Below are 12,287 nucleotides of genomic sequence, written 5' to 3'. Positions count from 1 at the left end.
TCAGCGCTCCGTCAGGACGTAGTCCACCCGGCCGAAAGTGATGTGGTCGCCGGGGCCGACCGGCACCTCGCCCACCACCCGGCGGCCGTTGACGCAGGTGCCGTTGGTGGAGCCGAGGTCGCGCAGCAGCCATCCCTTGCCCACGCTGCGGAGTTCGGCGTGGGCGCGGGAGACCGTCTCATGGTTGAGGCGCAGACCCACGCCGGGCGCCCGCCCTATGAGCAGCGGGAGCGGGCCCGGCTCCGGCAGCAGCAGCTTCGGCAGCCGCTCCATGCGCCAGGCGCGGCGCACCCGGAGGTGGAACGCCGACACCCGGCCCACCATCCGCAGCATGACGCCCTGGACCTTGCCACGGCTCGCCAAGTCGGCAGTGACCAGGTCGAGTTCCGCCTGCTGTTGGGCGGTGAGAACGAGTTCCAGACGCCGCAGGAAGGTGTCCTGGGACAGCCGTCCCTGCGCCGCACCGTCGCGCAGCAGGTCGAGGGCGCGTTCCCGGTCGGCGTCCGACGGGCGCGCCGGGCGCGCAGGGAACTCGAGCGAAGTCATACCGCGATTCTCCGGCCACCGCGAGCCGCTGTCCAGGCGATGTAGTTGCACGGGACGGAGCAGGTGGGCGCATGGGCTCGCCGGAACGGCCCAGTGGGATGGCGCGATGTCGGCCCGTATCGCCACGTCGGGCTGTCGGGCGGCGCGGCAACATGCTTTCTTCGTCAGGGACCGGACCGAACGAAGGAGGACGGCCGTGCTGTTCGAGGTATGGGCTCCGAAGGCCGGGCGGGTCGCTCTGCGGTGGGAGGGGGACCGGGCCGGTGAAGCGGACGTCCCGATGGAGCGCGCAGCCGGCCGCGCGGGCTGGTGGCGTACCGAGGCGCCGGCCCAGGACGGGGACCGCTACGGCTTCCGGCTCGACGGCGGGCCGCCGCTGCCCGATCCGCGCGCCGCGCGGCTGCCGGAGGGCCCCGGCGGGCCCGGCGCGGTCGTCGAGCACGAGCGGTTCGGGTGGCGGCATCCCTGGCCCGGCCGCCCGCTGCCCGGCGCGGTCCTCTACGAACTGCACATCGGGACGTACACCCCCGAGGGAACCTTCGACGCCGCGTCGGCACGGCTGCGGCACCTCGCCGACCTGGGCATCACCCATATCTCCCTGATGCCGGTCTGCCCGTTCCCCGGCAGCCACGGGTGGGGGTACGACGGGGTCGCGCCATGGGCGGTGCACGAACCGTACGGCGGGCCGGACGGGCTCAAGCGGTTCGTGGACGCCGCGCACGGCCACGGTCTGGGGGTCGTGCTCGACGTGGTGCACAACCACCTCGGCCCGTCCGGCAACCCTCTCCCGGCGTTCGGACCGTACTTCACCGACACCCATCACACGCCGTGGGGCGCCGCGGTCAATCTCGACGCCCCCGGCAGCGACGAGGTGCGCGGCTACTTCCTCGGCTGCGCGCTCTCGTGGCTGCGGGACTACCGGCTCGACGGGCTGCGGCTGGACGCCGTCCATGCGCTGCACGACGACGGCAGCCCGCATTTCCTGGCCGAACTGTCCGCCGCTGTCGACGCGCTGGCGGAGCAGCTGCGGCGCCCGCTGTTCCTGGTCGCCGAGTCCGATCTCAACGATCCGCGCACCACCGCACCGCGGACCGACGGCGGACACGGTCTGCACGCCCAGTGGAACGACGACTTCCATCACGCCCTGCACACCGCGCTCACCGGTGAATCCCAGGGCTATTACGCCGACTTCGCACAAGCCCCGCTCGCCGCCCTCGCCAAGACGCTGACCGGCGGCTTCTTCCATGACGGTGCGTATTCCGGCTTCCGCGGCCGGGCGCACGGCGCGCCGCTCGACCTTCGGCGGACACCCGCCTACCGCCTGCTGGCCTACGCCCAGACGCACGATCAGATCGGCAACCGTGCGCTCGGCGACCGGCTCGCCGCCGGGCTCTCCCCCGGGCTGCTCGCCTGCGCCGCCACGCTCGTACTGTGCTCGCCCTTCACGCCGATGCTGTTCATGGGCGAGGAGTGGGGCGCGACCACGCCGTGGCAGTACTTCACCGATCACACGGATCCGGAGCTGGCGGAGGCGGTACGGGCCGGGCGGCGCCGCGAGTTCGCCGCGCACGAATGGGCAGGCCACGCCGACGACTGGCCCGATCCGCAGGACCCGGCGACCCGCGACCGCTGCGTCCTGGACTGGAGCGAACCCGCCGTGGAACCGCATACCGCGCTGCTGGCCTGGCACCGTACGCTGCTGACGCTGCGCCAGGAGCTGCCGCCGCTGACCGACCCCGATCCGCGCCACACGGCCGTCCGCTACGACGAGGAGGCGCGTTGGCTCCTGCTGCGGCGCGGCCCGCTACGGGTGGCGGTCAATCTCGCGCGGGACACCACGGCCGCCATCCCGGCGGGCGGCGACGGCCCGGGAGGGGACGGCGGCACGGGTGGCGGGGCGGCGCTGCGGGCACTGGCGGGGTGGCCGGAGGCCCGGGTGCCCGGTGCGGACGGCATGCTGCTGCTGCCACCGGAGGCAGCGGTGGTGCTCGGGCCGTAGCGCGGCCGCCCGCGCGGGCCTCAGTGCGAGAACTCCGAGATGAACGCCGCGCAGAAGGCCTCCAGATCGGCCGGCTTCCGGCTGGTGATCAGCGTGTTCGGTCCGCTGGTGCAGATCTGGACCTGTTCGTCGACCCAGGTGGCGCCCGCGTTGCGGAGGTCGGTCCGCAGACTGGGCCAGGAGGTCAGGGTGCGGCCGCGCACCACATCGGCCTCGATGAGCGTCCACGGGGCGTGGCAGATGGCGGCCACCGGCTTCCCGGCGTCGAAGAACGACTTGACGAACGCCACGGCCCGCTCGTCCAGGCGCAGTGCGTCCGGATTGGCCACCCCGCCGGGCAGCACCAGCCCGTCGAAGTCCGCCGCGGTCGCCTCGTCCACCGTCAGGTCGACGGGGAAGGTGTCCGCCTTGTCCAGGTGGTCGAACGCCTGCACTTTCCCCGTGCGGGTGGAGACCAGTGTCGGGCCGCCGCTCGCGTCGGTCACCGCCTTCCACGGCCGGGTCAGCTCGACCTGCTCGATGCCCTCTGGAGCCACCAGAAACGCCGCCTGCATAGTGCGCTCACGTCCCTTCCTCGGGTCGGGGAGCGAGGAAGGAACCCCACTCCCCCACCTCTCGACCATAACGGGCCGCACCGTCTTCACTCATCCCCAGAGCCAGACCCCGCGGACCGGCCCCGCGGCGCCCCCACGGCCGTCGGGGGCCGGGCCACGGCTGCCGCCGGGTCCACGACCTCCCCCAGCCCCGCTCGCCTGATCGTCCACTCCGCGGAGAGGTGATGGACACTGTGTCCATGCCCCTGCATATCTCCGATCTCCTGGCCCGGCCCGATCTCCGCCTGTCGGTCACCTACGACGTGCCGCCAAAGCTGCTGGCCCGGACGATCGAAGCGGCCACGGTCTCGGATCTGCCGACGCCGGGGAAGTGGCTTCAGGGCGGTGAACTCCTCATGACGATCGGGCTGTTGCTGCCGATGGAGCCCGCCGCCTGCCGGGCGTACGTCCGGGACGCGGCCGAGGGCGGAGCGGCGTGTCTGGCGCTCGGGCTGGGGCAGGGCCTGCCGTACCAGGAGGCGCCGGAGCCGCTGGTGGCGGCGGCCGAGGAGGCCGGGCTGCCGCTGCTGACGGTGCCGGACGAGGTGCCGTTCATCGCCGTCACGAAGGCGGTCTTCGACGCACGGGCCGACGAACAGCGCGCGCTGCTGCACCGGGCGTTCGCGACCCAGCGGCGGCTGACGGCCGCGGCGGCCGGCGACGGGCTGCGGCCGATGCTGACGGAGTGGACGGCGGCCACCGGTGTGGGCGCGGCGGTGCTCGACCCGCTCGGGCGGCTGCTCGCCACGAGCGAGCACGAACAGCGGGACCTGCCGGCGCAGGCGCACGATCTGCTCGAACGGGTTGCCGCGCGCGGACTGCGCGGCAGTGCCTCCAGCACGGCCGCGGGGCAGCAACTGGAGGTGCAGCCCCTGGGCGCGCGGCGGCTGCGCGGTCTGCTGCTGCTCACCGGACGCCCGGACGACGCCGCCCGTTCGGTCGTACCCGGCCTGGTCTCCCTGCTCTCGCTGGAACTGGAGCGCCGCCACCTTCGCGACGAGCCGGAGCGCCGCCGCAGGTCAGCGCTGCTTTCGGAGCTGCTGGCGGAGGAGGATCCCCCCGCCGACCGGGCCCGGGACATGCTGCGTTCGGCGGGGCTGACGGCCGAGCGGGTGCGGGGGGTCGTGGTGGAGGCGGGGGGTGCCCCGGGCCGTACGGCCACCGCCCCCGCGGAATCCGGGGCGGCGGACGGGGCCACGGACGGGGCCGGGGACGGCGCCGCTCAGGAGATGGCCGCCGATCTGGCGCTGGCGGTTCCCGGCGGCCTGGTCAGGGTCGTGGGCGGGGCGCCGGGCGCGGTCATCGAGGCGGTGGTCGGCGAGGAGCTGGACATCCGCGAGGTGCTCGCCCGCTTCGCCCCGCACTGCCCGGCCGGTATCGGCCCGGCCACCGCCCCCGAAGCGGTACGGGTGTCCCTGCGCCAGGCGGCCGGGCTGCTCGCCGTCAGCCGGTCGGGCGGAGCGCCCGCGCAGGCCCGGCAGAGCCAGGCCAGCCGGCTTCTGCTCGACCTGGGCGACCGCCGTACGCTGCACGGCTACGCCGACAGCGTGCTCGGCCCGCTCGATCTCGCGGACCACGGCGAGGAGCTGATCGCCACCCTGGCGGCGTGGCTGGAGACCGGCGGTGCCTGGGACGCCACCAGCCGGCGGCTCGGCGTCCACCGGCACACCGTGCGCAACCGCCTCGACAAGGCCATGGACCTCACCGGCCGCCGTCTCGACGACCCCGACGACCGCTTCGACCTCTGGCTGGCCACCCGCATCCGCCGCGGTGGCGCCCCCGGCACCGGCCCCGGTGGCCGGCCGGCTCCCCCACCGCCAGGCCGGTGACGCGGAGCCCCGCCACCCCGGTCGCCCTTCACTCTCTCCTCCGCACCGTCTTTACTTCGATGGTGACCTACGAGATCCGCACCCTCACGTCCGGCGCCACCGGGCCTACCCCCACGCCCGAGCCCACCGCCACGCCCGCTCCGGGTCCCGTGCGGGGCGGCGGGCGCGGCACGTTGGTGGCCGTCAGCGATCTGCACGTCCGCTACCAGGAGAACCGCGACATCGTCGAGGCGTTACGACCGGAGTCCGACGACGACTGGCTGCTGGTCGCCGGCGACGTCGGTGAGCGCGTCTCCGACATCCGCTGGGCGCTCACCCTGCTCAGCAGCCGGTTCGCCAAGGTGGTCTGGGTGCCCGGCAATCACGAGCTGTGGACGCCGGAGCACGACCCGGTACAGCTGCGCGGCGTGGCGCGCTATGAGCATCTGGTGGAGATCTGCCGGGAGTTGGGCGTGCTCACCCCCGAGGACCCGTATCCGGTCTGGGAGGGCACCGGCGGCCCGGCCGTCATCGCACCGCTCTTCCTGCTCTACGACTACACCTTCCGGCAGCCGGGGGCGACGTCCAAGGAAGAGGCGCTCGCCCTGGCCGAGAAGGCCGGGGTCGTGTGCACCGACGAGCACTTCCTGCACCCGGACCCGTATCCGACGCGGGAGGCGTGGTGCCAGGCGCGGGTGGCCGCCACCGAGGCCCGACTCGCCGCCCTGCCCGCGGAGTTGCCCACCGTGCTCGTCAACCACTGGCCGGTGGTGCGCGAGCCCACCCGGCCCCTGTGGTACCCCGATTTCGCGCTGTGGTGCGGTACGGAGGCGACCGCCGACTGGCCGCGCCGGTTCCGCGCCGCCACCGTGGTCTACGGCCATCTGCACATCCCGCGGCTGCTGGTCTGCGACGGCGTGCCGCATCAGGAGGTGTCCCTCGGCTATCCGCGGGAGTGGCAGCGCCGCCCCGGCACACCGGGGCGGCCGGTGCAGATCCTGCCCGCGCCGGCCACCGTCGCCGCCGGAACCACCGGGACCCTCGCATGATCGACAAGCTGCTGCCGGCCCCGGTCGTGACCGCCGAGGCCTTCCACGACGCCCCGGTGTCCGAGATGTATCCCGAGGAGTGGGCGCTGGTGTCCGGCGCCGTGCCCCAGCGACAGCAGGAGTTCGGCACCGTACGGGGCTGCGCCCGCAGCGCCCTGGCCGAACTGGGCATCGCCCCCGCGCCCCTGCTGCCCGGCCCCAACCGGGAGCCGCAGTGGCCGCCGGGCATCGTCGGCGCCATGACGCACTGCGTCGGCTACCGCGCCGCCGCGGTGGCCCGCTCGGCGGACGTACGGACGATCGGCCTGGACGCCGAGCCCCACTTGCCCGTGGAGGACCCCGGCGTGGTCGACCTCGTCACCCTCCCCGAGGAACGCGTCCAGTTGCGCCGGCTGTCCGCCGCGCAGCCCGAAGTCTGCTGGGACCGCCTGGTGTTCAGCGCCAAGGAGTCCGTCTACAAGGCGTGGTACCCCCTCACCCGCCGCTGGCTCGACTTCGAGGAGGCCCACGTCACCCTCGACCCGTCGAACTCCACCTTCACCGCCCGCCTCCTCGTCCCCGGTCCCGTGGTCGACGGCAGGGAACTCACCGAATTCAGCGGCCGTTGGCTCGTGGGGGCAGGGTTGGTGGTGACGGGGATCGTGGTGATGGCGTGACGGGCGGGCGGATGCGGGGCGAGTCCCCTCGGCCCATCCGGTGCCGAACGCCGCACCGGCCGCCGGATATCCGCCCTGCCTGCGGTATTTTTCATGGCCCGTCAGGACGTTGAAGGGTCATTGCCCACTCATGCAAGAGCACTGCGACACCACCGGTGGGACAGCACCCTCCGACACCGAGCTCGTCCGGCGTATCCGTGCGGCAGCCCGGCCCGGCGGCGGAGCGGCGGACGCTCCGTTCGGCACACCTGCTCCGGACGGCACGGCTCGGGCGGGCCAGGAAGCCCTCAACGAGTTCCATCAACGGCACTACGCGGCCGTGCTCGCCTCCGCTCGTGACTGCTGCCGCTCGTCCCAGGCCTCGGCGGATCTGGCCAAGGAGGCCATCGACCACGTCCTGCACTCCCCCGGCCCGGAAGAGGGGGCCGATCCGGCCTGGCGGGCCGCGCTGCTCGCGGCGGTACGCCGTACCGCCGCCGCCTGGCACCGCACTGCCCGCAACACCGAGCTGCGTGACGACTTCGCGTCCTGGCTGGCCGCCCAGCCGGAGGAAGGTCCCGGCCCCGCTGACAGCGCCCGGCCATCCGGCGCCGGCGGCGCGCCCACGGCCGGCCTGAGCTTCTCGGGGACGGTCCCGTCCGCCGCGCCGGACAAGCTCCGGCGGGCGCGGTTCTCACCGGCCCGGATCACCGTGCTCGCGGTCGCCGTGGCCGTCCTGGCCGGCGTCACCATATCCGTCGGCCCGCTGTTCGGCCCGGATCGCGACGATGCCACGGCCGGGCGCCGCGACCGGTCGGGCCACTCTTCGGCCCCCGCCACGGACCAGCCGCCGGCCGCGTCCGCCAGGAGCTCCGCCACGGCTTCCCGTTCTCCCTCGGGCTCCCCGTCCCCCACGCACAGCAAGAAGCCGAAGCGCCCGAGCTCCCGGCCCTCGTCGCCGGCGAAGCCGTCGCACTCGCCCCGCCCCGGCCCCGCGGACAAACCGCCGGCCGGCCACACCATGCCGTTGGGCGCCCGGTCGTGGAGCTCCCAGAAATACAGCTTCGCCCCGTTCAGGCCGAACAGCAGCATCGACGGACATCCCCTCACCATCCAGGGGACCGGCTACCCCGAAGGCCTGGGGGCCCACGCCAACAGCGAGATCACTTACCAGCTCGGCGGCACCTGCTCCGCCCTCAGCGTGGACGTGGGCCTCGACGACGAGGTGGGCGCGAACGGCTCCGCGGTCTTCCAGATCTACCGGGACGGCACGAAGGCCGCCGACAGCGGGCTGATGACGGTGAACCAGCCCGCGAAGCGCCTCACTGCGGACCTCACCGGCGGCACCGAGCTACGGCTCGTGGTCACCGACGGCGGCAACGGGAACGACTCCGACCACGCCGACTGGGGCAGCCCCCGCATCACCTGCGGCTGAGCCGTGCGCCCACGCGGAGGGATGGAGCCGTGGCCGCAGGTTCGCGTCCTGCGGCCACGGCATGCCCCCACCTGACGTGGAAGCGGAACCCTACGACTTCGCGAGTCCCGGAGCGGCGGGGCGGCCACCGTCCCGTTCGCTCACCCCTCGTCCGGAGCCAAGCGCAGGGAGATCGAGTTGATGCAGTAGCGCTGGTCCGTGGGCGTCGGGTAGCCCTCGCCCCGGAAGACGTGGCCCAGGTGGGAGCCGCAGCGGGCGCAGCGGACCTCGGTGCGGACCATGCCGTGGCTGCGGTCCTCGATGAGCTCGACGGCGTCGGAGTCCTTGGGGTCGTAGAAGGACGGCCAACCGCAGTGGCTCTCGAATTTGGTGTCGGAGCGGAAGAGCTCGGCGCCACAGGCGCGGCAGGAGTAGACGCCCTCGGTCTTGGTGTCGGTGTACTCGCCGACGAAGGCGGGTTCGGTGCCGGCCTGGCGCAGTACCTGGTACTCCGCGGGGCTCAGCTCGGCGCGCCACTCCTCGTCGGGCTTGTCGATCTCGTACGGCATCTGGGGTCCTCCTCAGCTCAGCTGCCCAGGCGGGACAGGATGGCGGGGCCGAGGTCGGTCACATCGCCCGCGCCCATGGTGAGAACAAGGTCGCCGGGCTTCGCCATTCCGGCGATGACGTCCGCGACGGCTGCCTGGTCGCTCTCGGGGGTGACCTCGGCGCCGGCGGTGCGCGCGGCGTCGATGATCAGGGCGCTGGTGACGCCCGGGATCGGGTCCTCGCGGGCCGGGTAGATGTCCAGGACCACGGAGGCGTCGGCGAGGGCGAGGGCCTGGCCCATTTCCGTGCCCAGCTCCTGGGTGCGGGAGAAGAGATGCGGCTGGAAGACGACCAGTACGCGGGAGCCCTCGGCGGCGCCGCGGATGGCTTCCAGGTCGGCGGTCATCTCCGTGGGGTGGTGGGCGTAGGAGTCGATGACCTGCACACCGGCCGCCTCGCCCTTGAGCTGGAGGCGGCGCTTGACGCCGGTGTACTTGCCGAGCGCGGAGGCGAGGTTGTGCGGCGCGAGGCCCAGGGCGACGCCGGCGGCCAGGGCGGCGACGGCGTTGTGGGCGTAGTGCCGGCCGGGGACGGAGACCGTGAACGTGAGGATCTTGCCGCTGGTGAGGGTGACCGTGACGTCGCTGGTCAGGCCGCGGGGGTTGACCTTGAGGATGCGGACGTCGGCGTCCGCGGACTCGCCGTAGGTGACGACCTCGATGTCGTAGCGGCCGGAGATCCGCTCGGTGAGCTCGCGGGCGCCGGGCTGGTCGGCGGCGATGACCAGGGTGCCGCCGGGGCGGATACGGCCGACGAAGGTCTCGAACGACTCGTAGATCTCGTCCATCGAGGCGTAGTTGGCGTGGTGGTCGAGCTCCACGTTGAGGATGATCGCGACCTCGGGGGCGTACTTGTGGAAGCTGCGGTCGCTTTCGTCGGCCTCGGCGACGAAGATCTCGCCGGAGCCGTGCTCGGCGTTGGAGCCCGGGGCGTCGAGGTCGCCGCCGATGGCGTAGGACGGCTTGAGTCCGAGGGCGCCGAAGGAGACGGCGAGCATGGAGGTCGTCGTCGTCTTGCCGTGGGTGCCGGCGACGGCGATGGGGCGCAGGCCGTCCATGAGGGAGGCGAGCGCGTCGGAGCGGTGCACGACGGGGATGCCGCGCTCATGGGCGGCGGCCAGCTCGGGGTTGTCCGGGCGGATCGCGGAGGAGACGACGACGCTGGTGGCGTCCTCGGCGAGATGTCCGGCGGCGTGGCCGATGTGGACCGTGGCGCCGAGGGCACGCAGGGCCTGGGCGGTCGCGGAGTCCTTCGCGTCGCTGCCGGCCACCTGGGCGCCGCGCTGCGCGAGGATCTTGGCGATGCCCGACATACCGGCTCCGCCGATGCCGATGAAGTGCGGCCGGTCCATCGAGGCTGGGATGGCGGGTGCCATGGGTGGGTCTCCCTGATCGTCGATCATCGCGAGCGGTGGTGCGGTCGTTCTGTCGTGCTGTCGACGATTCTCGCACCCGGCACCGACAGCGCCGGTCCTCGGACCCGGCCGGCCGCGGGAACCGGCCCGGCGGACGGCTGCGGAACGGCCCGGCGGACGGCGCTCAGCGGCGGATCAGGCCCTGTGCCGTGGCGGCGGCGACCGCGGAGGTACGGGAGTCCACGCCCAGCTTGGCGTAGATGTGGACGAGGTGGGACTTGACGGTCGCCTGGCTGAGGAAGAGCTGCTTGCTGACCGCCGCGTTGGAGAGTCCGTCGGCGACGAGCCGGAGGACCTCGGTCTCCCGGCGGGAGAGCGCGGTGGCGGGCGTGCGCATCCGGTCCATGAGCCGCAGCGCGACGGTGGGGGCGAGCGCCGACTTCCCGGCGGCGGCGGTGCGTACCGCGGCGGCCAGCTCCTCCGGCGGCGCGTCCTTGAGGAGGTAGCCGGTGGCGCCGGCCTCGATGGCGGCGAGGATGTCGGCGTCGGTGTCGTACGTGGTCAGGACGAGGACCCGCGGGGCGCCGGGGCGGGCGGTGATCGCCGCGGTCGCCTGGGAGCCGAGCATCCGGCCGCCGAACTGGAGGTCCATGAGGACCACGTCGGCGTCGAGCCGCGCGGCGAGGCCGACGGCCTGTTCGGCGGTGGGGACATCCGCGACGATCTCGAAGTCCGGTTCGGTCTCCAGGACGGCGCGCAGCCCGGCGCGTACGACGGGGTGGTCGTCGGCGAGCAGCAGCCGGATGGGGGTGCCCGGGGCGGTCACGAGGCGGCCTCCGGGGTGGCGCCGGGCGCGGGGGCCGGGGCGGGCGGGGCAGGGGCGGACGCGGTGGCGGGGCACGGGAGGGTGACGGCGACCGCGGTGCCCTCCCCGGGGGCGGACTCGACGACGAGGGTGCCCTGGAGGGCGCGGGCCCGGGCGCGCATCGCGGCGAGGCCGAAGCCGGTGCCGCGGGCCGCCGCGGAGCCGGGGGCGGGCAGCCCGGCGGGGACGAAGCCCACGCCGTCGTCGACGACGTCCAACGCGACCTCGGTGTCCATGTAGCTGAGGGTCAGCTCGGCCCGTCCGGCACCGGCGTGCCGGACGGTGTTGGCGAGCGCGGACTGGGCGATGCGCAGCAGGGCGACCTCGTGCGCGGTGGGGAGCGCGGTGGGCGCGCCGGAGACCTGGCAGTGCACGGCGAGAGGGGAGGTACGGGCCGTGGTGGCGCACAGCCGCTCCAGGGCGGCGGGCAGCGACCCGGCCTCCAGGTCGGGCGGGCTCAGCGCACGCACGAAGCGGCGCGCCTCGGCGAGGTTGCCGACGGCGGCGGTGCGGGCCTGCCGGACATGGCCGAGGGCGGTGCCGGGCCGCTGCGGCAGGGCGCGCTCGGCGGCCCGCAGCAGCAGCTGGATGCTGGACAGGCCCTGGGCGAGGGTGTCGTGGATCTCGCGGGCCAGCCGCTCGCGTTCGGCGAGCACGCCGGCGGCGTGTTCCGCGGCGGCCAGTTCACTGCGGGCCGCGGTGAGCTCCTCGATGAGACGGCGGCGCTGTTCGCTCTCCCGGTAGAGGGCCTCGTAGCCGAGGACGACCGCCACGGCGACCGCGGCGCCCAGGGCAGGGCCGAGCACCGTGCCGACGCTCAGCGTGTGGGTGTGCCACCCGAATCCGGCGACGGCGACCACGGTGGTGGCCGCGACGGCGGGCAGCGCCCCGCGCAGCGGCAGCAGATGCAGCTGGACGAAGAACAGCGGGAAGGCCAGCCAGACGCCGTCCTGGGTGAGGGCGAGCAGCACCGTCCAGAGCAGGGCCACGGCGGCGAGCCAGAGGGCGGCGGCACCGGTGGAGCTGCGCAGACGGGGCAGCCGGGGGCCGGTGGCGTACACGGCGAACAGCGCCACGGCGGTGGCGAGCACGGCCGGGGCGACCGGGGCGTGCTCGGCCAGGGCGCGTACGACGGCGAGCGCGAGCAGCGCGGCCACCAGCAGATGCAGGCAGCTGCGCAGGACCCGCAGGACGGGGGTGAGGGAGTGAGCGGTCACGGCTTCTTCGGTCACGGCTCCCTCAGGCTAAGTGCCGTCCCCACCTGCGGCATCAACCAAAGGGTTGACTCCGGGGCGCACCGTTCGATGCCGGCGGACCGCTCCTCGGCGCGATGTCCCGGGCCCGCCCGGGAGGAGACGGTGGGGGCCGCCGCCGGGCAGCCGGGCCCGGCACACCCGCTCCGAGGAGGGCTCCAT

11 protein-coding genes are annotated in these 12,287 nt (G+C 74.0%); 5 read left to right on the top strand and 6 right to left on the bottom strand.

The window, feature by feature from the left end; translation table 11 throughout:
- A complete protein-coding gene (locus K7C20_RS28665) occupies window positions 1–546 on the bottom strand; it encodes a DUF1707 and FHA domain-containing protein (protein WP_053210482.1) in 546 nt (181 codons plus the stop codon).
- Window positions 547–742: 196 nt separating this feature from the next.
- Between K7C20_RS28665 and treZ the strand changes: the two genes are divergently transcribed.
- A complete protein-coding gene (treZ, locus tag K7C20_RS28660) occupies window positions 743–2,545 on the top strand; it encodes a malto-oligosyltrehalose trehalohydrolase (protein WP_053210481.1) in 1,803 nt (600 codons plus the stop codon).
- Between the two features lie 20 nt (window positions 2,546–2,565).
- Here the strand turns inward: treZ and K7C20_RS28655 are convergent, their stop codons facing one another.
- A complete protein-coding gene (locus K7C20_RS28655; RefSeq protein WP_053210480.1) occupies window positions 2,566–3,099 on the bottom strand; it encodes a type 1 glutamine amidotransferase domain-containing protein in 534 nt (177 codons plus the stop codon).
- 239 nt (window positions 3,100–3,338) lie between these two features.
- On the opposite strand from K7C20_RS28655, the gene K7C20_RS39055 reads away from it, so the two are divergent.
- The 4 genes from K7C20_RS39055 to K7C20_RS28635 all read left to right on the top strand — a co-directional run bounded on the left by K7C20_RS39055 (window position 3,339) and on the right by K7C20_RS28635 (window position 8,065).
- Entirely contained in the window at window positions 3,339–4,967 is a 1,629-nt protein-coding gene (locus K7C20_RS39055; RefSeq protein ID WP_053210490.1) for a PucR family transcriptional regulator, read from the top strand.
- A gap of 62 nt (window positions 4,968–5,029) precedes the next feature.
- Window positions 5,030–5,995, top strand: coding sequence for a metallophosphoesterase family protein (locus K7C20_RS28645; RefSeq protein WP_245171892.1), 966 nt, complete (start codon window positions 5,030–5,032; stop codon window positions 5,993–5,995).
- Window positions 5,992–6,651: a 4'-phosphopantetheinyl transferase family protein gene (locus K7C20_RS28640; RefSeq protein ID WP_053210479.1), complete on the top strand. Its 660-nt coding sequence runs from the start codon at window positions 5,992–5,994 to the stop codon at window positions 6,649–6,651. Before K7C20_RS28645 ends, K7C20_RS28640 begins: the two co-directional genes overlap by 4 nt.
- A 130-nt stretch (window positions 6,652–6,781) precedes the next feature.
- A complete protein-coding gene (locus tag K7C20_RS28635) occupies window positions 6,782–8,065 on the top strand; it encodes an NPCBM/NEW2 domain-containing protein (protein WP_030088258.1) in 1,284 nt (427 codons plus the stop codon).
- Window positions 8,066–8,205: 140 nt separating this feature from the next.
- Here the strand turns inward: K7C20_RS28635 and msrB are convergent, their stop codons facing one another.
- The 4 genes from msrB to K7C20_RS28615 form a co-directional block, all read right to left on the bottom strand.
- The gene (msrB, locus tag K7C20_RS28630; protein WP_030088259.1) at window positions 8,206–8,613 is read right to left on the bottom strand and encodes a peptide-methionine (R)-S-oxide reductase MsrB; all 408 of its coding nucleotides are present in this window, start codon (window positions 8,611–8,613) and stop codon (window positions 8,206–8,208) included.
- Window positions 8,614–8,630: 17 nt separating this feature from the next.
- Window positions 8,631–10,028 (bottom strand): UDP-N-acetylmuramate--L-alanine ligase, encoded by a 1,398-nt coding sequence (gene murC, locus K7C20_RS28625; protein ID WP_030088261.1) that lies wholly within the window; start codon window positions 10,026–10,028, stop codon window positions 8,631–8,633.
- A 163-nt stretch (window positions 10,029–10,191) separates the two neighbouring features.
- Entirely contained in the window at window positions 10,192–10,833 is a 642-nt protein-coding gene (locus tag K7C20_RS28620; protein ID WP_053210488.1) for a response regulator, read from the bottom strand.
- A complete protein-coding gene (locus tag K7C20_RS28615) occupies window positions 10,830–12,104 on the bottom strand; it encodes a sensor histidine kinase (protein WP_053210478.1) in 1,275 nt (424 codons plus the stop codon). The genes K7C20_RS28620 and K7C20_RS28615 overlap by 4 nt, the downstream gene beginning before the upstream one ends.
- Between the last annotated feature and the right edge of the window lie 183 nt (window positions 12,105–12,287).

Source organism: Streptomyces decoyicus, assembly GCF_019880305.1.
Classification (GTDB): Bacteria; Actinomycetota; Actinomycetes; order Streptomycetales; family Streptomycetaceae; genus Streptomyces; species Streptomyces decoyicus.
Note: the sequence above shows the minus strand (reverse complement) of the source record. Positions and strands in the feature narration are given on the sequence as shown.